25 protein-coding genes are annotated in these 19,956 nt (G+C 68.9%); 11 read left to right on the top strand and 14 right to left on the bottom strand.

The genetic code is table 11. The features are described 5' to 3' along the window. Positions 1 to 77: 77 nt before the first annotated feature. Positions 78 to 575 (bottom strand): outer membrane protein assembly factor BamE, encoded by a 498-nt coding sequence (locus tag ST3T6A_RS20485; RefSeq protein WP_019834147.1) that lies wholly within the window; start codon positions 573 to 575, stop codon positions 78 to 80. Between the two features lie 147 nt (positions 576 to 722). Between ST3T6A_RS20485 and ST3T6A_RS0116945 the strand changes: the two genes are divergently transcribed. Continuing rightward, complete coding sequence (locus ST3T6A_RS0116945; protein ID WP_019834146.1) at positions 723 to 1,244, top strand: ubiquinol-cytochrome C chaperone family protein; 522 nt, start codon at positions 723 to 725, stop codon at positions 1,242 to 1,244. Continuing rightward, entirely contained in the window at positions 1,241 to 1,780 is a 540-nt protein-coding gene (locus tag ST3T6A_RS0116940; RefSeq protein ID WP_019834145.1) for a YceD family protein, read from the top strand. Before ST3T6A_RS0116945 ends, ST3T6A_RS0116940 begins: the two co-directional genes overlap by 4 nt. Here ST3T6A_RS0116940 and ST3T6A_RS0116935 read toward each other — a convergent pair. The 6 genes from ST3T6A_RS0116935 to ST3T6A_RS0116910 all read right to left on the bottom strand — a co-directional run bounded on the left by ST3T6A_RS0116935 (position 1,777) and on the right by ST3T6A_RS0116910 (position 6,673). Beyond that, positions 1,777 to 2,175, bottom strand: a complete 399-nt coding sequence (locus tag ST3T6A_RS0116935; RefSeq protein WP_026359817.1) for a lysozyme inhibitor LprI family protein — start codon at positions 2,173 to 2,175, stop codon at positions 1,777 to 1,779. The two genes, ST3T6A_RS0116940 and ST3T6A_RS0116935, sit on opposite strands and share 4 nt — an antisense overlap. A gap of 122 nt (positions 2,176 to 2,297) precedes the next feature. Then, positions 2,298 to 2,858: a single-stranded DNA-binding protein gene (gene ssb, locus ST3T6A_RS0116930; RefSeq protein WP_019834143.1), complete on the bottom strand. Its 561-nt coding sequence runs from the start codon at positions 2,856 to 2,858 to the stop codon at positions 2,298 to 2,300. A 16-nt stretch (positions 2,859 to 2,874) separates the two neighbouring features. Continuing rightward, on the bottom strand, positions 2,875 to 4,737 hold the full coding sequence (feoB, locus tag ST3T6A_RS0116925) for a ferrous iron transporter B (protein ID WP_019834142.1): 1,863 nt from the start codon (positions 4,735 to 4,737) through the stop codon (positions 2,875 to 2,877). Beyond that, positions 4,734 to 4,976, bottom strand: a complete 243-nt coding sequence (locus tag ST3T6A_RS0116920; protein ID WP_019834141.1) for a FeoA family protein — start codon at positions 4,974 to 4,976, stop codon at positions 4,734 to 4,736. The genes feoB and ST3T6A_RS0116920 overlap by 4 nt, the downstream gene beginning before the upstream one ends. Before the next feature lie 83 nt (positions 4,977 to 5,059). Continuing rightward, on the bottom strand, positions 5,060 to 5,728 hold the full coding sequence (locus ST3T6A_RS0116915) for a COQ9 family protein (RefSeq protein WP_019834140.1): 669 nt from the start codon (positions 5,726 to 5,728) through the stop codon (positions 5,060 to 5,062). Positions 5,729 to 5,737: 9 nt separating this feature from the next. Further along, complete coding sequence (locus ST3T6A_RS0116910; protein WP_019834139.1) at positions 5,738 to 6,673, bottom strand: DMT family transporter; 936 nt, start codon at positions 6,671 to 6,673, stop codon at positions 5,738 to 5,740. 57 nt (positions 6,674 to 6,730) lie between these two features. Here ST3T6A_RS0116910 and ST3T6A_RS0116905 point away from each other — a divergent pair, with 57 nt between their 5' ends. Beyond that, entirely contained in the window at positions 6,731 to 7,819 is a 1,089-nt protein-coding gene (locus ST3T6A_RS0116905; protein WP_019834138.1) for an alkene reductase, read from the top strand. Between the two features lie 45 nt (positions 7,820 to 7,864). Here ST3T6A_RS0116905 and ribH read toward each other — a convergent pair whose 3' ends face one another. Genes ribH through gltX form a run of 6 tightly spaced genes read right to left on the bottom strand, consistent with a single transcriptional unit; the run spans position 7,865 to position 12,702 of the window. Continuing rightward, a complete protein-coding gene (gene ribH, locus ST3T6A_RS0116900; RefSeq protein WP_019834137.1) occupies positions 7,865 to 8,278 on the bottom strand; it encodes a 6,7-dimethyl-8-ribityllumazine synthase in 414 nt (137 codons plus the stop codon). Then, positions 8,278 to 9,408 (bottom strand): 3,4-dihydroxy-2-butanone-4-phosphate synthase, encoded by a 1,131-nt coding sequence (ribB, locus tag ST3T6A_RS0116895; protein ID WP_019834136.1) that lies wholly within the window; start codon positions 9,406 to 9,408, stop codon positions 8,278 to 8,280. The genes ribH and ribB overlap by 1 nt, the downstream gene beginning before the upstream one ends. Next, positions 9,405 to 10,022 (bottom strand): riboflavin synthase, encoded by a 618-nt coding sequence (locus ST3T6A_RS0116890; RefSeq protein WP_019834135.1) that lies wholly within the window; start codon positions 10,020 to 10,022, stop codon positions 9,405 to 9,407. Before ST3T6A_RS0116890 ends, ribB begins: the two co-directional genes overlap by 4 nt. 9 nt (positions 10,023 to 10,031) lie before the next feature. Further along, positions 10,032 to 10,985, bottom strand: a complete 954-nt coding sequence (gene ribD / locus ST3T6A_RS0116885) for a bifunctional diaminohydroxyphosphoribosylaminopyrimidine deaminase/5-amino-6-(5-phosphoribosylamino)uracil reductase RibD (RefSeq protein WP_026359816.1) — start codon at positions 10,983 to 10,985, stop codon at positions 10,032 to 10,034. Positions 10,986 to 11,028: 43 nt separating this feature from the next. Next, positions 11,029 to 11,343, bottom strand: coding sequence for a hypothetical protein (locus tag ST3T6A_RS0116880; protein WP_019834133.1), 315 nt, complete (start codon positions 11,341 to 11,343; stop codon positions 11,029 to 11,031). A 33-nt stretch (positions 11,344 to 11,376) separates the two neighbouring features. Further along, positions 11,377 to 12,702 carry a glutamate--tRNA ligase gene (gene gltX, locus ST3T6A_RS0116875; RefSeq protein ID WP_019834132.1) on the bottom strand — a complete coding sequence of 442 codons (1,326 nt, stop codon included), beginning with the start codon at positions 12,700 to 12,702 and terminating at the stop codon, positions 11,377 to 11,379. 112 nt (positions 12,703 to 12,814) lie between these two features. On the opposite strand from gltX, the gene ST3T6A_RS0116870 reads away from it, so the two are divergent. Next, entirely contained in the window at positions 12,815 to 13,750 is a 936-nt protein-coding gene (locus tag ST3T6A_RS0116870) for a ribose-phosphate pyrophosphokinase (protein WP_019834131.1), read from the top strand. A 5-nt stretch (positions 13,751 to 13,755) separates the two neighbouring features. Next, the gene (locus ST3T6A_RS0116865) at positions 13,756 to 14,088 is read left to right on the top strand and encodes a TfoX/Sxy family protein (protein WP_019834130.1); all 333 of its coding nucleotides are present in this window, start codon (positions 13,756 to 13,758) and stop codon (positions 14,086 to 14,088) included. A 3-nt stretch (positions 14,089 to 14,091) separates the two neighbouring features. Here the strand turns inward: ST3T6A_RS0116865 and ST3T6A_RS0116860 are convergent, their stop codons facing one another. Then, complete coding sequence (locus ST3T6A_RS0116860; protein WP_019834129.1) at positions 14,092 to 14,532, bottom strand: VOC family protein; 441 nt, start codon at positions 14,530 to 14,532, stop codon at positions 14,092 to 14,094. 68 nt (positions 14,533 to 14,600) lie between these two features. Here ST3T6A_RS0116860 and hisN point away from each other — a divergent pair, with 68 nt between their 5' ends. From hisN to ST3T6A_RS0116830, 6 genes are all read left to right on the top strand, one after another. Then, positions 14,601 to 15,380 (top strand): histidinol-phosphatase, encoded by a 780-nt coding sequence (hisN, locus tag ST3T6A_RS0116855; RefSeq protein ID WP_019834128.1) that lies wholly within the window; start codon positions 14,601 to 14,603, stop codon positions 15,378 to 15,380. Positions 15,381 to 15,500: 120 nt separating this feature from the next. Then, positions 15,501 to 15,704 (top strand): 50S ribosomal protein L35, encoded by a 204-nt coding sequence (gene rpmI, locus ST3T6A_RS0116850; RefSeq protein ID WP_012048647.1) that lies wholly within the window; start codon positions 15,501 to 15,503, stop codon positions 15,702 to 15,704. A gap of 13 nt (positions 15,705 to 15,717) precedes the next feature. After that, positions 15,718 to 16,095, top strand: coding sequence for a 50S ribosomal protein L20 (rplT, locus tag ST3T6A_RS0116845; protein ID WP_019834127.1), 378 nt, complete (start codon positions 15,718 to 15,720; stop codon positions 16,093 to 16,095). A 118-nt stretch (positions 16,096 to 16,213) separates the two neighbouring features. After that, the gene (pheS, locus tag ST3T6A_RS0116840) at positions 16,214 to 17,305 is read left to right on the top strand and encodes a phenylalanine--tRNA ligase subunit alpha (RefSeq protein ID WP_026359815.1); all 1,092 of its coding nucleotides are present in this window, start codon (positions 16,214 to 16,216) and stop codon (positions 17,303 to 17,305) included. After that, positions 17,302 to 19,737 (top strand): phenylalanine--tRNA ligase subunit beta, encoded by a 2,436-nt coding sequence (gene pheT, locus ST3T6A_RS0116835; RefSeq protein WP_019834125.1) that lies wholly within the window; start codon positions 17,302 to 17,304, stop codon positions 19,735 to 19,737. The genes pheS and pheT overlap by 4 nt, the downstream gene beginning before the upstream one ends. After that, a complete protein-coding gene (locus ST3T6A_RS0116830) occupies positions 19,730 to 19,945 on the top strand; it encodes a DUF1737 domain-containing protein (RefSeq protein WP_019834124.1) in 216 nt (71 codons plus the stop codon). Before pheT ends, ST3T6A_RS0116830 begins: the two co-directional genes overlap by 8 nt. Positions 19,946 to 19,956: the final 11 nt, after the last annotated feature.

The raw sequence follows: 19,956 nt of genomic DNA, 5'->3' as shown, positions 1-19,956 counted from the left end.
GCGGTGAGATGCCCCTGCGCGTCCCGGTGGCGCGTGGGGGAGGAGGGCGGCGCGGGTGATCCGCGCCGCGCCTGCCTTTACGGGCGCGAGCCGCCGGTCGGGTTGTCCGAGGTCGGGCCCTGCGTCGCCGCCGCGCCCACCGCGCCGATATTGCCGAACAGCTCCTGGAACAGGCTGCGCTTGCGGCCCAGCGTCGGTGTCTTGTCGGCCGACGGGTGGATCGTCGAGATCTGCTCCAGCCCGGTGCGGTCCACGCCGGTCACGACGCCGGCCTTGTCGAAGTGCACCGCCAGCGCGAGCTGCGTGACCGCCTTCGGCTGGCCGAACGAGAATTGCTGCGTGGAGCGCGACACATAATACCATGTGTTGTCGTCGAACTGCGCGGCGAAGCTGGGATCGCCCAGCGTCTTCTGCACCGATTCGCGGTTATCGACACCCGGCTGCACCGAGGCGACCAGGGCGCGGTCTACCACATAGCCCTGATGGCCGCGCATTTCCGCGCAACCCGAAAGACCCGCGGCCAGCGCGAGGGCGGCCGTGGCCATCACCCCAACGCGACGCTTGCTGGCCGTCATTCGTATCTCCTCCACCTGCCGGGGGAGCCCTCTTCCCGGCCCAAGACCAAGCGCCATTGCATCGGCGTTCAAGCCGCTCAATATGCCGTGCGCACGCGCCGCACAAGGCGGCATGGGGCAGATGGACAGCGAACGGGGCAGGCGGAATTGGTCACACTCTTCAAGCGTATCCTGGGGCCGCGCGCCGATGCGGACGCGTTCGCCCCGCTCTATGCCGCGATCGTGCGCCGGGCGCGCCTGCCACACTGGTATCGCGACGGCGCGGTGCCCGACACGATCGACGGCCGGTTCGACATGGTGTCGAGCGTGCTGGCGCTGGTGCTGCTCCGGCTGGAGGCACTGGGCGAGCCGGCGCGCGAATCATCAGCGCGGGTGACGGAGCTGTTCATCAGCGACATGGACGGGCAGCTCCGCCAGCGCGGCATCGGCGATCTGGTGGTGGGCAAGCATGTCGGGCGGATGATGAGCCAGCTCGGCGGCCGCCTCACCGCCTATCGCGAGGGGCTGGCCGAGGGGGGAGACCTTGCCGGGGCGATCGACCGCAATATCCACCGGGGCGCCGACGTGCCGGTTGCGGCGCGTATCCATGTCGAGCAGGGGATCAGGGCATTGGTTGCGGCGCTGGCGGTGCGCGACCTCGCCCAGATCCTGACCGGAGATATCGCATGAACAAGGCCCCCGAATTCGCTCGTCCGTTCCGTCTCGACGGCATCGGCGGCGAACCGCGTGCGGTCCATATCGAGGCGGACGAGGCGGAGCGGGCGGCGCTGGCGACGCGCTTCGGCCTCGTCTCGATCGATCAATTGGAAGCGGACGCCACGATCCGCCGCGAGGGCGAGCGGGTGTGGGCCGAGGGCCGCATCCGGGCGCAGGCGGTGCAGAGCTGCGTCGCGACCGGCGATCCGATCCGGGCGCGCGTCGACGAGCCTTTCTCGCTGCGCTTCGATCCCGAGGGCGGCGCGGCCGCCGAGGACGAGGTGGAGCTGGAGGAGTCGGACCTCGACCTGCTCACCTACGAAGGCGGCGCGATCGATCTGGGCGAGGCCGTGGCGCAGGGCTTCGCGCTGGCGCTCGATCCCTTCCCGCGCGTGGCCGATGCCGACACACGGCTCCGGGCGGCCGGCGTCGCCAGCGAGGAGGAAGCCGAGGCGCAGCGCGCGGAGGCGAGCCCCTTCGCCGCGCTCAAGTCCCTCAAGAAGGACTAATAGGCGCCCTTCAGCCGGGTGAGGTGGGCCTGGCTCAGCTCGACCCGGCATTCGAGGCCGGTCGCCTCGCGCGAGCCGGGATCGCGCTCGGCCGTGGCCTCGAAGGCGCACCATTTGTCGCGATAGCTGGTCCACGCCGCCTCGCCTGCGGCGAGCGTCGTCTGAGACGCCCGATCGGCGCGGAGCTTGGCGACGATCACGCGCCGCTCGGCCGCCAGCGCATTGTCGACGCGGGCCTGCGCCGCGCGATAGCAGTCGAGGACATGCGACACGCCGATCGCCGTCTTTGGGCTATGCGCGAGGCAGCGATCCAAAAGCGCATCGCCGGATTTCACCGGCGGTGCGGAAAAGGCGGGAACGGCCAGCAGGGACGCCACCAAAGCCAAGGAACGCATTTCGATCCCCCTTCGCAACGACATGCCTCGTCGTCGCATGATCCGGGCGCGGCCGCAACGGCGCCCCGGAGTCATGGAAAGGAGATGCAACGGGACCGGGGACAGCCCGGCGACCGGCGGACTTAGAACGGAACGTCGTCGTCCAGATCGCTGTCGAACGCGCCGCCCGGACGCGGGGCGCCGCCGGTCGAACCGCCACCGCGCGAGCCGCCACCGAAGCCGCTGCCGCCGAAGCTCGAGCCGCCGCCGAAATCGTCGCCGCCCTGGCCCCATTCGTCGCCGCCCGAACGCTGGCCGCCGCCGAAGCCGCCGCCACCACCGCCCTGGCCGCCGCCGGGGCCGTCGAGCATCACCATCTGGCCGTTGAAGCCCTGCAGCACGATCTCGGTCGTGTAGCGGTCCTGGCCGTTATTGTCCTGCCACTTCCGGGTCTGGAGCTGGCCCTCGATATAGACCTTCGAGCCCTTGCGCAGATAGCGCTCGGCGGTGTTGGCGAGGCCCTCGTTGAAGATCGCGACCGAGTGCCACTCGGTGCGCTCCTTGCGCTCGCCGGTGTTGCGATCCTTCCACGTCTCGGAGGTGGCGATGCGCAGGTTCACCACCTTGCCGCCGTTCTGGAAACTGCGCGACTGGGGATCCTGCCCCAGATTGCCGACGAGGATGACTTTGTTGACGCCGGCCATGTCCGTGCCTTCTTCGTTAGAGTCCGAGCGCGGTGGCTAACCAGAAAGTCGCCCCTGCGGCAAGGTATGCCAGCACGAACAGATAGCCCACCATGAAGGCTGGCCATTTCCACCCATTCGTTTCCCGTCGCGTGACCGCGATCGTCGAGAGGCACTGCGGCGCGAACACGAACCACATCAGGAAGGCCAGCGCGGTCGGCAGCGACCAGTCGCGGCCGAGCTTGCCCGAGAGCGCCTGATCGGTCGCATCCTCATTGTCGCCGGCGTCGATGGCGTAGGTGGTGGCGAGCGCCGCCACGGCCACTTCGCGCGCTGCCATCGCGGGCGGCAGGGCGAGGGCGATATTGTGGTTGAACCCGATCGGCTTGACCACGACCTCGATGCCCGAGGCGATCCGCCCGGCGATCGAATATTCGGTCTGCTTCTGCCCCGCCGGCGCCACCGGATAGGAGGCCAGCACCCACAGGATGATGTTGGAGGCGAGGATGATCGTCCCCGCGCGCTTGAGGAAGATCAGGCAGCGCGTCCACAGCCCCAGCCCGACGTCGCGCAGCGACGGCCGCTGATATTTGGGCATCTCCATCATGAAGCCGTGGCTCGGCCCCTTGGTGACGGTCCGCCTGAGCACCAGCGCGGCGAGCAGCGCGCCGACGATGCCGAGGATGTAGAGCCCGAACAGCACCAGCCCCTGCAAGCCGATCCCCGGCAGCACCCGCCGCGCCGGGATGCACGCGCCGATGACGAGCGTGTAGACCGGCAGACGCGCCGAGCAGGTGGTGAGCGGTGCGATCAGGATGGTGGTGAGGCGATCCTTGGGATCGTCGATGGTACGGGTCGCCATGATGCCGGGCACCGCGCAGGCGAAGCTCGACAGCAGCGGGATGAAGGCGCGGCCGGACAAGCCCACGCGCGCCATCAGCCGGTCCATCATGAAGGCGGCACGGACCATATAGCCCGTCGCCTCCAAGAGCAGGATGAAGAAGAACAGGATCAGGATCTGCGGCAGGAAGGTGATGACCGCGCCCGTGCCCTTGATGACGCCCTGGCTCAGCAGGTTGCGCACGAAGCCCGCCGGCAGCGTCGCGTCGACCCATTTGCCGAGATCGTCGAAGCCCGCGGTGATCGCGTCCATCGGCGCCTGCGCCCAGGCGAAGACCGACTGGAAGATCACGAACAGCAAAGTCGCCAGCAGGATCGGCCCGAAGATCGGATGGAGCGCCACCGAGTCGATGCGGTGGCTCCAGGCGCGGGCGCCATGCTCCTCGGTCGTCGCGGCGAGCGCGATGGCCCGGGCGCGGCGCTGGAGGACGACGATGTCCTCATGGTGGAAGCCGGGGCCGGCCGCGATCTTCTGCACGCCGCCGTCGCCGACCATCTCGGCCATCGCGGCCTTCAGCTCGTCGATCCCGCGCTTGCGCACCGCGACCGTGGGGACCACCGGAACGCCCAGCTCCTTCGACAACCGGGCGGCGTCGATCTTGAGCCCGTCGCGCTCGGCCATGTCGACCATGTTGAGCGCCACCACCACCGGCAGCCCCAGCGCGATGAGCTGGAGCGTAAAGCGCAGGTGGTTGTCGAGATTGGTCGCGTCGACCACGCAGAGGATGGCGCCGGGCAGGCGCTCGCCCTCCTGCTTGCCGAAGAGGACGTCGCGCGTCACCTGCTCATCGGGCGAGGCGGGTTCGAGCGAATAGGTGCCGGGCAGGTCGATCAGCTCGATCGGGCGGCCGTCGGGCAGGCTCATCCGGCCGGCCTTCCGCTCGACGGTGACGCCGGGATAGTTGCCGACCTTCTGGCGGGCGCCGGTCAGCGCGTTGAACAGGGCGCTCTTGCCGGCATTGGGATTGCCGACCAGCGCCACCATCGGTGCGGGGTTCATGCGGCGGTGGCTTCCACCGAAATGGCCTGCGCCTGCGCCCGGCGGAGCGCCACCGTCATGCGGCCGACGCGGCAGGCGATGGGGTCTTTGCCGAAGGGCGCCACATGCACCGCCTCCACCGTCACGCCTTCGTCAAAGCCCAGTTCGCGCAGGCGTTTCGCAGCGGTGTCGGCAAGGTCCGCCCACGCGATCGCCAAAACTTTGGCCGGGCGGTTCAGTGGCAGTTGATCGAGGCGCACGGGCACGAATCCAATTCGACGGAGAAACTCCCCTGCAAGTCATTATCAATTAGTGCCGGGGTGCGCCAGTGCGCGAACGCCCCTTAATGCGCCGGATAGCGCAGGCGGCCGAGGAAGCGGCTCATGCTGAAGCGGCGCTCCGGGTGGGGAATGATCTGCGCCTTGAACTTCTCGAAGCGCATCACGCCCTCGATCCGGCGGGCCAGGAAGGCGCGGGTGTCGGCCTCGTTCTCGCTTTCGTCGTCGAGCCAGACCATCAGGGTCGAGCCATAGACGGCCGAGAGGGTCAGGCGCTTGGTGTAGTGGTTGAGGTCGGTCGCCGTGTCGCCGGCCAGCCGCCACATCACGTCCGCCGCGCGCCAGCCGAGCCGGGCGGCCAGCGCGGCGTTGCGGGGCCGCGCGAGAATCGCGAGCGCGCTGCGGGCGGCCTGCTTCTCCGGCCGGGCGAGGGCGAGACGGGCGAGCACCAGCGCCGAGATGCGATCGCGGAACTTCATGGCGGCGACGCGCTCGGGCGGGAAGGCCGTCGCGAGTCGGGTGTCGATGCTGGCGTACCAGGCGTCGATCATCCCGGTCACGCCGTCGGGGAAAGCGAGGCGGGCATGCCCGGGATCGATGCCGATCGCGCGGGCGGCGTTTTCCAGCGCCGTGCCGCCCCAACCGTTGAAGATGGCGTGGGCGGGAATGACGGCGCCCAGCGCGGCGCGCATCTCGTCGAGCGTGGGATCGGGCGGGAGAACGATGTCGGCCATGGGCGTGCTTTAGCTCGCCCGGCCGCGGCGGACCAGCACCAGAGATGCGGCAATGGCGAGCGCGCCGACCAGATCGAGCGTGCTCAGTTTCTCGCCATAGGCGACCCAGCCGATCACGGCCGCCACCACCGGCTGGCACAGCAGCACCAGCCCGACCACCACCGGAGACAAGGTGCCGATCGCATAGACGAGCAGCCCTTGCCCGATCACCTGGCTGCCGATGGCGAGCGCCACCAGCGGCCCCCAATGCTGGGGCCAGATCGACCCGTCGATGAAGAGCGCGGCGGGCAGCAGCAGCGTGCTGCTCACGATCGTCGCGAGCGAGAGGGTCGGCCAGGTGCCGAGCCGGGATCGCGCCCGATCGATCGCGATCATGTAGCCCGTATAGGCGAGCCCCGCGATCAGGCAGAGCAGGTCGCCGAGGAGATGATCCGGCGACAGTTGGTAGGAGCGGCCGAGCAGGAGCACCGTGCCCAACGCCGCGAGCACCATCGCCACCACTTGCCAGCGGCCGGGCATGGTGCGCGCGATGATGAAGCCGTAGGCGGCGAAGAAGAAACTGGAGATGTTGCCCAGCAGGGTCGCGTTGGCGAGCTTGGTGTGGAGGATGCCGGCGTGCCAGGTCGACAGGTCCGCCGCGAAGAAGCAGCCCGCGATCAGCGTCGCCGCCCACAGCGCCGGCGGCATCTTCCCGAAGCGCTGGCCCGAACCGCGCGCGATCAACAGCAGGAAGGGCACCGCCAGCGCGAGGCGCCAGAAGCCCGAGGCGACCGGCCCGACATCCGCCATCCGCACGAACCACGGCCCGATCGCCAGCACGATATTGCCGACGATCAGGGCGATGAAGGCCAGCGGCGACGCGCCTGCCGTGCCAGCTTCCGCTGTCTGGGGCGAAAGAATCTCTTCTTCGAAGATCGGGGTCGGCGGGTCTGGTTGGTGGGCCATCCCGTCCCATATACGCGCCCTGCGACGCTTGTCCCGTTGCAAAGGGAGACTGAATTTATGCCCACGCTTTTCGATCCGATCGAGCTTGGCGCCATCCACGCGTCCAACCGCATCGTGATGGCCCCGCTCACCCGCGGCCGCGCCACCCGCAGCCATGTTCCGACCGGGATCATGGTCGATTATTACCGCCAGCGCGCCGCCGCCGGCCTCATCATCTCCGAAGGCACGGGCATCACCCGGGAGGGCCTCGGCTGGCCTTATGCGCCGGGCCTGTGGAGCGACGATCAGGTCGAGGCCTGGAAGCCGGTCACCGACGCGGTGCACGAAGCCGGCGGCCGCATCGTCACCCAGCTCTGGCACATGGGCCGGGTCGTCCATTCGAGCGTCACCGGCCAGCAACCGGTCTCCTCGTCGGTCACGACCGCGCCCAATCAGTCGCACACCTATGACGGCAAGCAGGATTATGAGGAGGCCCGCGCGCTCGCTATCCACGAGATCCCGCGCCTGCTCGACGAATATCGCCATGCCGCCCGCAACGCGATCCGGGCGGGCTTCGACGGCGTGCAGCTCCACGCCGCCAATGGCTATCTGATCGACCAGTTCCTGCGCGACAATTCGAACTTCCGCGACGACATCTATGGCGGCCCGGTCGAGAACCGCATCCGCCTGCTCGCCGAAGTGACGCAGGCGCTGGCCGACGAGATCGGCGCGGATCGCACCGGCGTGCGCCTGTCGCCCAACGGCGACGTGCAGGGCGCCAACGACAGCAATCCGCACGCGCTCTTCCCGGTGGCGGCTGAGGCGCTGTCGAAGATCGGCATCGCCTTCCTGGAGCTGCGCGAGCCGCAGGGCGAAAGCAGCTTCCGCCCGAACGAGGTGGCGGTGGTGGCGCCGGCGATCCGTGCGGCGTTCAACGGCGCGCTGATCCTGAACTCGGATTTCGACGGTGAAAGCGCCCGTCGAGCCGTGCAGGATGGGATCGCCGATGCGGTGGCCTTCGGGCGACCGTTCATCGCCAACCCCGATCTGGTCCGCCGGATCGCGGATGGGCTGCCCTTCAACAAGCCGGACATGGCGACCTTCTACACGCAGGGCGCCGAGGGCTACACCGACTATCCGCTCGCGGAAGAGACGGTGGCGGCCTGAACGGACAAGGCCCTCTCCCCGGCGCGGGGAGAGGGCCTTTCTCGATCAGCCGAACTTCTTCTGGAGTTCGAGCATGGCGATCGCGGCCTTGGCCGCCTCGCCGCCCTTGTCCTTCTCGGACTTGCGGGCGCGGGTGAGCGCCTGCGCCTCATTCTCGGTGGTGAGGATGCCGTTGCCGATGGCGAGGCCGTCGAGCGTCATCGCCATCAGCGCGCGCGCGCTTTCGCCCGCCACGATCTCGAAATGATAGGTCTCGCCGCGGATCACCACGCCGATCGCGACGAAGGCGTCGTAATGATCGGCCGCCAGTGCGATCGCGCCCGGAATCTCCAGCGCGCCGGGCACGGTGATCGTCTCATGGCTGTGGCCCGCCGCCTCGATCGCCGAGCGGGCGCCTTCGAGCAGCAGGTCGTTGAGGTGCGAATAGAAGCGCGCCTCGACGATGAGGATCTTGGCCATCAATGGGTCTCCGAAGGGATGGGGCGCTCGGCCACGACGTTCAGGCCATAGCCGTCGAGCGCGATCAGCGTGTGATGCGAATTGGTGAGCAGGATCATGTCGTGGATGCCCAGCTCCGCGAGGATCTGCGCGCCGACGCCATAGTCGCGCAGCTCGTTCATCTCGGGCACCGTCTCGCCGGCGCGGGCGCGGATCACGCGCGAGAGCGGCATGTCGCGGTGCAGGATGACGACCACGCCGCTGCCCTCGTCCGCGATCGCCTGCATGGCGGCGCCGAGCAGCCCCTCGCGCGCGCTCGCCTCGCCCAGCGTGTCGGCGAAGATGTTGAGCGCGTGCATCCGCACCAGCGTGGGCTTCGACGGATCGATCCTGCCCTTCACCAGCGCGAGCGTCTCGGTGTCGATCGCCTTGTTGCGATAGGTGATCGCGTTCCACTCGCCGCCCCAGCGGCTGGTGAAGGGAGCCTCGGCAATCTTCTCGACATTATGGTCGTGGCGGCGACGATAGGCGATGAGATCGCGGATCGTGCCGATCTTGAGGCCGTGGAGCTGCGCGAAGGAGACGAGATCGTCGAGGCGGGCCATCGTCCCGTCCTCCTTCATGATCTCGCAGATCACGCCCGATGGATTGAGCCCCGCGAGCCGCGACACGTCGACCGCCGCCTCGGTATGCCCCGCGCGGACCAGCACGCCGCCCGGACGCGCCACCAGCGGGAAGACATGGCCCGGCGTCACGATATGCTCCGGCCCCTTGGCGGCGTCGATCGCCACCGCGACGGTGCGCGCGCGGTCGCCGGCCGAGATGCCGGTGGTGACGCCGTCCCGCGCCTCGATCGAGACGGTGAAGGCGGTCTCGTGGCGCGTGCCGTTCTTGGCGCTCATCAGGTTGAGGCCGAGTTGGTCGACCCTTTCCTTGCCGAGCGCGAGGCAGATCAGGCCCTTGCCGTGCGTCGCCATGAAGTTGATCGCGGACGGCGTGGCCATCTGCGCGGGGATGACGAGATCACCTTCATTCTCGCGATCCTCGTCGTCGACGAGGATGAACATGCGGCCGTTGCGGGCTTCGTCGATGATCTCCTCGGTGGAGGAGAGGAAAGCGTGGCGTGCGCGCTTCAAGGGTTCCGGGGTCATTTCCGAAGCTGCTCCATGCGGCCCAGATAACGGGCGAGGATATCGATCTCGAGATTGAACTGGCGGCCCGGCGCAAGCGCGTCGAGCGTCGTCAGTTGCTGGGTGTGCGGGATGATGTTGAGCCCGAAGCGGCAGGCACCGCCGGCCTGATCCTCGACGCTGTTGACGGTGAGCGACACGCCGTCGACCGTGATCGAGCCCTTCGCGGCCAGATAGGGCGCGAGGCTGGCCGGCGCCTCGATGGTGAGGCGGGTGGAATCGCCCTCCGGCACCGCGGAGACGAGCGTGCCGATGCCGTCGACATGGCCGGTGACGATATGGCCGCCCAGCTCGTCGCCCACCTTCAGCGCGCGTTCGAGGTTGAGGCGCGCGCCCTCGTGCCAGAGGCCGGGCGCGGTGCGCGAGACGGTCTCGCCCGAGACATCGACCGCGAACCAGCCCGGCTGGCCAGCGGGCGCCTTGTCGACGACCGTCAGGCACACGCCCGAACAGGCGATCGACGCGCCGAGATCGACGCCGCCCATGTCATAGTCGCTGTCGATGACGAGGCGGAGGTCGCCACGCTGCTCGGCCTTCGCGATGGTGCCGATGTCGGTGATGATGCCGGTGAACATGGGAGGCCTCTAGCGCTGCCGTTCGTAGATTTCGAGTCGGTCGATCCCGAGTGTCCGGGAATCGGTCAAAACCCAGCGGCCATGGGCAGCAGGGAGATCGTGGAGGCCGATGTCGCCGATGCCGGGCAGGCCGTTCCCGATCAGGATCGGCGCGCGGTAGAGCAGCAGCCGGTCGACCATGTCCGCCGCGAGGAACGCTGCCGCAGCGCCCGCGCCGCCCTCGATCAGGGCGAGGTTGCCGCCGGGAAGCGCGATGTCCCCGGGCCGGGTGAGCAGGCCCCAGCCTTCGGGCAGGATTCCCATGCGCGTGGAGGTCAGGATGAAGCGGGCCGGATTGCGGTCTTCGAGACCGGGGAGGCGGACGTCGAGGCGCGGCGCGTCGGCTTCATAGGTGCCGCGGCCGACGACGATCATGTCCGCGCGGGCGCGTTCGAGATGCGCGTGGGCGCGGGCTTGCGGCCCGGTGATCCACCGGCTCTCGCCCGAGGGAAGCGCGATCCGCCCGTCGAGCGAGGTGGCGAGCTTCAGCGTCACATGCGGGCGGCCGAGCGCCTGCCGGGTGAGGAAGCCCGCCATGGCGCACCGTGCGCCGTCGCAGCCGACAGCCTCCGTCACCGCGATTCCCGCCGCGCGCAGCCGCGCGAAGCCCTCGCCCGAGGTGCGCGGATCGGGATCGGTCAGCGCGCCGACGACTCGGGCAGGGCGGGCCGCGGCCAGCAGGTCGGCGCAGGCGGGGCCGCGTGGGCTCTGGTGGGCGCAGGGCTCCAGCGTGACATAGACGGTGGCGTCCCGCGCCCCTGCGCCGGCTTCGGCCAGCGCCATCGCCTCGGCATGGGGGCGGCCGCCGGGCTGGGTCCAGCCGCGCCCTGCGACGCGGCCGTCCTGCACGATCAGGCAGCCGACATTGGGATTGGGGGAGGTCCGCCCGCGCCCGCGTTCGGACAGCGCCACCGCTGCCGCCATCCAGCGCGCGTCATCGGCGGTGGCCTTCGTCATCCCCGTGGGATCACTCGATGCCGGTCATTTTGGCGAGGCGGCGATAGGCGGCCTGCCGCTCGGCCATCGCCTTCTGCTTCTGGGCCCGCTCGACCTTCTGCTGCGCGATGATCTCGGCGTCGGTGCGGTTGGCGGGCCAGTTCTGGACGTAGATGACCCGCTCCTGATACGGGAATTTCGAGTCGTGGTAGAAACCCAGCACCAGCAGCACGCAGATGCCGACCGAGAGAGTCGCGAAGACGATCTGGTGCCGCTGGCGGGTCACCAGGAAGGCGCGCAGATCGCGCCACGCGCCGGCAAAGCGCGACAGAACGGGGATGGCCATGGCTCGCAAGATAGGACTCCTCGGGCCGGGACGCTAGGCGGCGAGCCGCGCCACGGCGCGATCCCTGCCGATCAGGGGGAGGAGGGCGGCCATCTCCGGGCCATGGTCGCGCCCGGTAAGTGCCTGACGCAGCGGCAGGAAGAGCGTGCGGCCCTTGCGCCCCGTCCCGGCCTTGAGCGCGCCCACGAGCTGGCCCCACGGATCGGCCGACCAGTCGAGCGTTTCGGCGATCTCGGCGGCGCGGGCGCAGAAGGCCTTGTCCTCGGCCTCGAAGGCAGGGGCGGGGATGGGGCCCTCGATCATCGCCCATCCATCGGCGGCGTCGGTCAGAGTCGTCAGATTCGGGCGGATGGCGAGCCATGCCGCCTCGCCCATGCCCTCGGGCAGGCGCTCGCGCACGGCCTCGTAGGAGAGGAGATGCAGCGTCCTGGCGTTGAGCTGGGTCAGCTCGGCCGGATCGAAGCGGGCCGGCGCGCGGCCCATGTGCGAGAAGGCGAAACCCCCGATCAGATCGGCGATCTCCGCCACCGCGACCACCGGCTCGCTGGTGCCGAGCCGTGCCAGCAGCGCGAGCATCGCCTGCGGCTCGATCCCCTCGTCACGGAGCTGGCCGACCCCGATCGCGCCCTCGCGCTTGGAAAGCTTGCCGTCGGTGCCGACGAGCAGCGCCATATGCGCGAACTCGGGCACGGCCGCGCCCAGCGCCTCGAACATCTGGAGCTGGATCGCGGTGTTGGCGACATGATCCTCGCCGCGCACCACATGGCTCACCTTCATGTCGATGTCGTCGATGACGCTGGGCAGCAGATAAAGCCAGCTCCCGTCCGCGCGCCGGATCACCGGATCGCTGAGCGCCGCGCCCTCGAAATGCTGGGGGCCGCGCACGAGATCGGTCCACTCGATCGGCTTCGCGTCGAGCTGGAAGCGCCAGTGCGGACGGATGCCGTCGGCCTCCAGCTTCTGCCGCTCCTCCGCCGTCAGCTTCAGCGCCGCGCGGTCGTAGATCGGCGGCAGGCCGCGGCCGAGCGCCACCTTGCGCTTGATCGACAGCTCCTCCTCGCTCTCGTAGCAGGGATAGACGCGGCCAGCGGCGTGGAGCGTCTCGAAGGCGCGCTCATAAAGGGCGAAGCGATCCGACTGACGAACCTCGCCGTCGGGCACGAGGCCGAGCCAGTCGAGATCGGCGCGGATCGCGTCGACGAACGCCTCGGTGGAGCGCGCCCGATCGGTGTCGTCGAGGCGCAGCATGAAGCGTCCGCCCGCCGCCCGCGCCGCCAGCCAGCAGACCAGAGCGGTGCGGATATTGCCGACATGGAGCCGGCCGGTGGGCGAAGGAGCGAAGCGGGTGACGACGGTCATGCGGCGCTCTCTAGCAGCCTGTGGCAGGTCGGCAACTTGGCAGGCGCGCGACTCGCCGCTAAGGCGCGCGAACAGATGCCCGCCTGAGCGGTGCCGCTGGGGATAATTGTCCATGAAACTGCTGTCGGGCAACTCTAACCTGACCTTGGCGAAGGAAATCGCCGGCTATCTCGACATTCCGCTGACCAAGGCGAGCGTGCGCCGCTTCGCCGATGAGGAAATCTTCGTCGAGATCCAGGAAAATGTGCGTGGCGAGGACGTGTTCGTCGTCCAGTCGACGGCCTTCCCGGTCAACGACAATCTCATGGAGCTGCTGATCATCATCGATGCGCTGAAGCGCGCGTCGGCGCGGCGGATCACGGCGGTGCTCCCTTATTTCGGCTATGCGCGGCAGGACCGGAAGCCCGGCCCCCGCACGCCGATCTCGGCGAAGCTGGTGGCGAATCTCGTCACGGTGGCGGGTGCCGACCGCGTGCTGTCGGTCGATCTCCATGCCGGGCAGATCCAGGGCTTCTTCGATATCCCGACCGACAATCTCTATGCCGCGCCGGTGATGTCGGCCGACATCCTCGCGCGCTTCTCGGGCAGGAACCTGATGGTCGTCTCGCCCGACGTCGGCGGCGTGGTGCGCGCCCGCGCGCTCTCCAAGCGGCTCAACAACGCGCCGCTCGCCATCGTCGACAAGCGCCGCGAGAAGCCGGGCGAGTCCGAGGTGATGAACATCATCGGCGATCCGGCAGGCCGTTTCTGCATCCTCGTCGACGATATCGTCGATTCGGCCGGCACGCTCTGCAACGCGGCCGCCGCGCTGCGCGAGGCGGGCGCCGAGGACGTGGTGGCCTATGTGAGCCATGGCGTGCTCTCCGGCGGTGCCGTGGCGCGCGTCGAGGGCTCGCAGCTCTCCGAGCTGGTGGTGACTGATTCGATCGCCGCCCCGCCGGCGGTGGCCGAGGCGAAGAAGGTCCGCCAGCTTCCCATCGCGCCGCTGCTCGCCGAGGCGATCAAGCGCATCGCCGACGAAAGCTCGGTCTCCTCGCTGTTCGACTGATCCCGGTGCCGCGCGACCTGATCCTGGAGGAGATGGTCCGCGCGGAGCTGGAGGACGTAGGCGGCCTCACCGAGAAGGCGATGTTCGGCGGCCTCGTCTGGCTGCTCGACGGGCATATGCTGTGCATCGCCAGCAGCCGGGGGATGCTCGCCCGGCTCGGCAAGGGCGAGGATGGCTGGGCGCTGGCGCATCCCGATGTGCAGACGATGGTGATGCGCGACCGTGCCATGCCCGGCTGGGTCCGCGTCACGCACGAGGCGAGCCTAGAGGATAAGGAGCTGCGCCGCCGCCTCATCGCGGCGGCGCTGTCCTTCGTGCGGACGCTTCCGCCCAAATAGGGTTCAGGCGTCGGCCGGCGGCGGGGCGAAGGGATCGTAGCTGCCGAAGCTCCACACATTCCCTTCCGGGTCGCGCGCCGTATAGCCGCGGCCGGGATAGCCCTCATTGTCGTGCGGCTCGGTCAGGATGTCCGCGCCCGACGCCTTGGCCTGATCGTGGTGCGCATCCGGGTCGTCCACGACCACATAGATGCACTGCGTGATCCCCCCGGCCTCGCCCGGCGTCTTCCAGCCATAAAGCTCCTGCACCTCGCCTTCCTGCGCGCTCGACAGCATGACCATGTTGTCGGCCAGCAGGAGCTGGGCGTGGTGGACGATCTGCTGGTCCTCCTCGTCGGTGTAGATGGCGTGCGGCACGAAGCCGAAGGCGTCGCAGAGGAAGAGGATCGCCTGCGGAGCATCCTCATAGCGCAGGCAGGGGATGATGGCTGGGCGGACGGACATGATTCGGGGCTCCCCGTAAGGGCGGAAGGATGGCAGGGAGCCTAGACGCTTTCGTAAGGGCCGACCACATGACCGTAGCCGACCGTTCCGCCGACATTGCCATCGCCCACGCTCTCGCCGAGGCGGCCGGGGCGGCGATCCGTCCCTTCTTCCGCAACCGCTTCGACCGCGAGCAGAAGGCCGATGCCTCGCCCGTTACCGAGGCCGACCGCGCCGCCGAGGCCGCGATGCGCGCGATCCTCGAAGAGCGCTGCCCCGAGGACGGCATCGTCGGCGAGGAATATGGCAATGTCCGCGAGGATGCGGCCCGCGTCTGGGTGCTCGATCCGATCGACGGCACCCGTGCCTTCATCACCGGCCGTCCGCTGTTCGGCACGCTGATCGCGCTCCTGCAGGACGGCCGCCCGGTCGTCGGCGTGATCGACCAGCCGATCCTCCACGAGCGCTGGACGGGCGCCGAGGGCCAGCGCACGCGCTTCAATCAGGGCCTTGCCGGCGTCCGCCACTGCGCGCACCTCGCGGAGGCGCATTTCGGCAGCACCGCGCCGGCCGCCTTCTCGGGCGACCAGCTCGCCGCCTACACCCGCGTGACTCAGGACGCGCGCGACGCGATCTGGGGCGGCGACTGCTACAATTACGGCCTCGTCGCGCTCGGCCAGCTCGACGGCGTGATTGAGGCGAATCTGAAGCTCTACGACTTCGCGGCGCTGGTGCCCGTGGTCGAGGGAGCGGGCGGCGTGATGCGCGACTGGAAGGGCCAGCCGCTCGGGGCGGCAAGCGACGGTCGCGTCGTGGCGCTCGGCGATTCGCGGCTGCTCGAGCCGGTGCTGGAGCGGCTGGGCGGCTGATCCGCCCGCCGGTTGCATCGAATCGGTTATCCCCCTATAGGCCCGCGCTTCGATCGAGGGATCGTCCGGCTGGAAGGGCTGCCGTGGCGTTCCGCAATCGACATCAAAAAGGAGTCGAAAATGCCCAAGCTCAAGACGAAGAGCGGCGTGAAGAAGCGCTTCAAGCTCACCGCCACCGGCAAGGTGAAGCACGGCGTCGCCGGCAAGCGCCACCGCCTGATCAGCCATAACTCGAAGTACATCCGCACCAACCGCGGCACCACCGTGCTCGCCGAGGCCGATACGGCCCGCGTGAAGCTCTGGGCGCCCTACGGTCTGAACTAAGGAGTACTGAGCAATGGCACGCGTCAAGCGCGGTACGACCACCCGCGCCAAGCATAACCGGATCCTGGACGCAGCGAAGGGCTATTATGGCCGTCGCAAGAACACGATCCGCATCGCCCGTCAGGCCGTCGAGAAGGCCGGCCAGTACGCCTATCGCGACCGCAAGGTTAAGAAGCGCTCGTTCCGTGCGCTCTGGATCCAGCGTATCAACGCCGCGGTCCGCACCGAGGGTCTCACCTACGGCGTGTTCATGCACGGCCTGAAGCTCGCGAACATCGAACTGGACCGCAAGGTCCTGGCCGATCTCGCGATGCACGAGGGCGAGGCGTTCAAGGCCATCGTCGCGCAGGCCAAGGCGGCTCTGCCCGAGGGTGCCCGCGTCGCGGCCTAAGCCGACACGCGAATAGCTTCGGTAGAGGGCGCGGTGGCCATATGGCTGCCGCGCCCTTTGCTTTTTGGGCCTCGTCTGTCCTAAGGGCTCGGCCACCTCTCCTATCATGCGGATCGACATGACCACCGACATCGACCAGCTCCAGAGCGAGCTTCTGGCTGCCGTGGAAGGCGCCGCCGATCTGGCCGCGCTCGAAGCCGTGCGCGTCACCGCCCTCGGCAAGCAGGGGACCGTGACCGGCCTCCTCAAGACGCTCGGCGCGCTGTCGCCCGAAGAGCGGCAGACGACCGGCCCCCGCATCCACAGCCTGCGCGAAGCCGTCACCGAGGCACTGGCGACGCGCAAGGGCGCGCTCGACCGCGAGGCGCTGGACGCGCGCCTCGCCTCCGAGACGCTGGACATGTCGCTGCCGATCGGCGGGCTTGCGACCGGCTCGGTCCACCCGGTGTCGCAGGTGATGGAAGAGCTGGCGGAGATCTTCGCCGACTTGGGCTTCGCGGTCGCGACCGGCCCGGAGATCGAGGACGACTGGCACAACTTCACCGCGCTCAACATTCCGGAGACGCATCCGGCGCGCGCGATGCACGACACCTTCTACTTCGATGAAGTGGACGGTGAGGGCCGCAAGATGCTGCTCCGCACGCACACCTCGCCGGTGCAGATCCGCACCATGGTGGGGCAGAAGCCCCCGATCCGCATCATCGCGCCGGGCCGGACCTATCGCTCCGACAGCGACGCCACCCACACGCCGATGTTCCATCAGGTCGAGGGCCTCGTGATCGATCGCGGCATCACGATGGGCCATCTCAAGTGGACGCTTGAGACGTTCGTCAAAGCCTTCTTCGAGCGCGACGACATCGTGCTGCGCCTGCGCCCGAGCTATTTCCCCTTCACCGAGCCGTCGATGGAGGTCGATGTCGGCTATACGCGCGACAAGTCGGGCCGCCGCATCATCGGCGGCGCTGAGCCCGACGGCTGGATGGAGATCCTCGGCTCCGGCATGGTCCACCGCAAGGTGATCGAGGCCTGCGATCTCGATCCGAACGAGTGGCAGGGCTTCGCCTTCGGCTGCGGCATCGATCGTCTGGCGATGCTCAAATATGGCATCGACGACCTGCGCGCCTTCTTCGACGGCGATCTGCGCTGGCTTCGTCATTATGGTTTCGCGGCGCTGGATGTGCCCACGCTCGCGCAGGGAGTGGGCGCATGAAGTTCACGCTGAGCTGGCTCAAGGAGCATCTCGACACCACCGCCGACGCCACGCAGGTGGCCGACGCGCTGACCCGCATCGGTCTGGAGGTGGAGGATATCTCCAACCCCGCCGATGTGCTGCGCCCGTTCCGCATCGCGCGAGTGCTGACCGCCGCCCCACATCCGCAGGCCGACAAGCTCCAGGTGCTGTCGGTCGATGCGGGCGAGGGGCCGTTGCAGGTCGTCTGCGGCGCGCCGAACGCGCGCGCGGGCCTCGTCGGCATCTTCGGTGGTCCGGGGATGTATGTGCCCGGCCCGGAGATGACGCTCAAGCTCACCTCGATCCGCGGCGTCGAATCGAACGGCATGATGTGCTCGTTCCGCGAGCTGCTGCTGGGCGAGGATCATAACGGCATCGTCGAGCTGCCCGAGGATGCGCCGGTGGGCGAGAGCTATGCCGAGTGGGCGGGCCTCGACGATCCGCTCTTCGACGTGGCGATCACGCCCAACCGGCAGGACTGCATGGGAGTGCGCGGCATCGCGCGCGACCTCGCGGCGGCGGGTCTCGGCACGCTGAAGCCGCTGGCGGACGTCTACCGCATGGAATCGCTCATGCCAGTCGCGGGCGACGACCCCGCGCCGGACGTGCGGACCGACGACACCGCCGGTTGCCCCGCCTTCTTCGCGCAGAGCGTGTCGGGCGTCACCAACGGTGACTCGCCCGAGTGGATGAGTGCCAAGCTCAAGGCGATCGGGCAGAAGCCGATCTCGATGCTGGTGGATATCACCAACTTCGTGTCGATCGATCTCGGCCGCCCGCTCCACGTCTATGACCGGGCCAAGCTCTCGGGTGCTCTGGTCGCGCGCAAGGCGAAGGACGGCGAGCAGGTCGAGGCGCTCAACGGCAAGACCTATACGCTCGACGCCACGATGACGGTGATCGCCGATGACGCGGCGGTGCACGACATCGGCGGCATCATGGGTGGCGAGCATTCGGGCGTGTCGGAGACGACCACCGACGTACTGATCGAGTGCGCCTACTTCGATCCCGACCATATCGCGCTGACCGGCCAGAAGCTGGTGCTCACCAGCGACGCGCGCCAGCGTTTCGAGCGCGGTGTCGATCCGGCCTTCCTCGACGACGGCCTCGCCATCGCGACCAAGCTGGTGCTCGACCATTGCGGCGGCACGGCCAGCGCCATCACGCGCGCTGGCGAACCGCCGCTGGCGAAGCGTGTCATAGCCTACCATCCGCGCCTCTGCGCTGATCTCGGCGGCATGTTCGTCGCGCCCGAGCGGCAGGCGCGCATCCTGCTCTCGCTCGGCTTCTCGGTCGGCGCGATCACGAGTCCCGATGCGTTCAGCGACGCGCTGTTCTCGACCATCGAGGGTGCGTGGCCGGTGACGGTGCCGACATGGCGCCGCGACGTCGACGGCCCGGCCGATCTGGTCGAGGAGGTGATCCGCATCGAGGGGCTCGACAAGCTCCCCTCGACGCCGCTCCCCCGCGCCGAGGGCGTCGCCAAGCCGACCGCCACGCCCGAGCAGCGCATCGAGCGCAAGGCGCGCCGTGCGGCCGCTGCGCGCGGTTTCGCGGAAGCGGTGACGTGGAGCTTCCTCTCCGAGAAGGAGGCCGCCGTGTTCGGTGGCGGGCACTGGACGCTCTCCAACCCGATCAGCGAGGATCTGAAGGTGATGCGCCCGTCGCTGATCCCCGGCCTCGCGCGCGCCGCCCAGCGCAACCGCGATCGGGGCGAGCGCTCGGTCAAGCTGTTCGAACTCGGCCGCCGCTATCTGGCGGATGCCGAGCGGCAGACGCTCACCGTGCTGATCGCGGGTGAATCGCAGGGCCGCGATTGGCAGACGGGCAAGGCGCACGCCGCCGATGCCTTCGACGCCAAGGCGGAGGCGCTCGCCGTCCTCGCGGCGGCAGGGGCTCCTGTCGAGCGGCTCCAGCTCATCGGTCCGGGTGGTGAGACGTGGCATCCGGGTCGCTCGGGCCAGCTCGGTCTCGGCCCGAAGATGATCCTCGCGACCTTCGGCGAGCTTCACCCGGAGACGCTGCGCGCGCTCGATGTCGAAGGGCCTGTGGTCGCCGCCGAGATCTATCTCGATGCGATCCCGGCCAAGCGCGACACCGGCCGCACGCGGCCTGCCTATGCGCCGTCGGCATTGCAGGCGGTGCGTCGCGACTTCGCCTTCCTCGTCGCGGCCGATCTTCAGGCCGACAAGCTGATCCGCGCCATCCAGGGCGCGGACAAGCAGGCGATCGTCGAAGTCTCGCTGTTCGACGTGTTCACCGGACAGGGCGTGCCCGAGGGGCAGAAGTCGCTCGGCCTCGAGGTGGTGTTGCAGCCGGCCGACAAGAGCTTCGACGAAGCGGCCTTGAAGGCCATCGCCGACAAGATCGTCGCGGCGGCCGCCAAGCAGGGAGCGACGCTTCGTGGCTGAGGACATGACCATGCCGCCCGAGGGCAAGCTCGTCTATCGCCTGCTGACCGGCAAGGACGATGACGCCTTCTGCCGCCGCGTCTCGGAGGCGCTGGCCATGGGCTATACGCTCTATGGCTCGCCCTCGATCAGCTTCAACGGCGAGCATCCGATCGTGTGTCAGGCCGTTCTCTGGAGCGGCCAGCGCAAGGCGGCGATCGGGGAATGAACGTCCGGTCC

This window comes from Sphingomonas sp. PR090111-T3T-6A, assembly GCF_000383095.1.
Lineage (GTDB): Bacteria > Pseudomonadota > Alphaproteobacteria > Sphingomonadales > Sphingomonadaceae > Solisphingomonas.
Note: the sequence above shows the minus strand (reverse complement) of the source record. Positions and strands in the feature narration are given on the sequence as shown.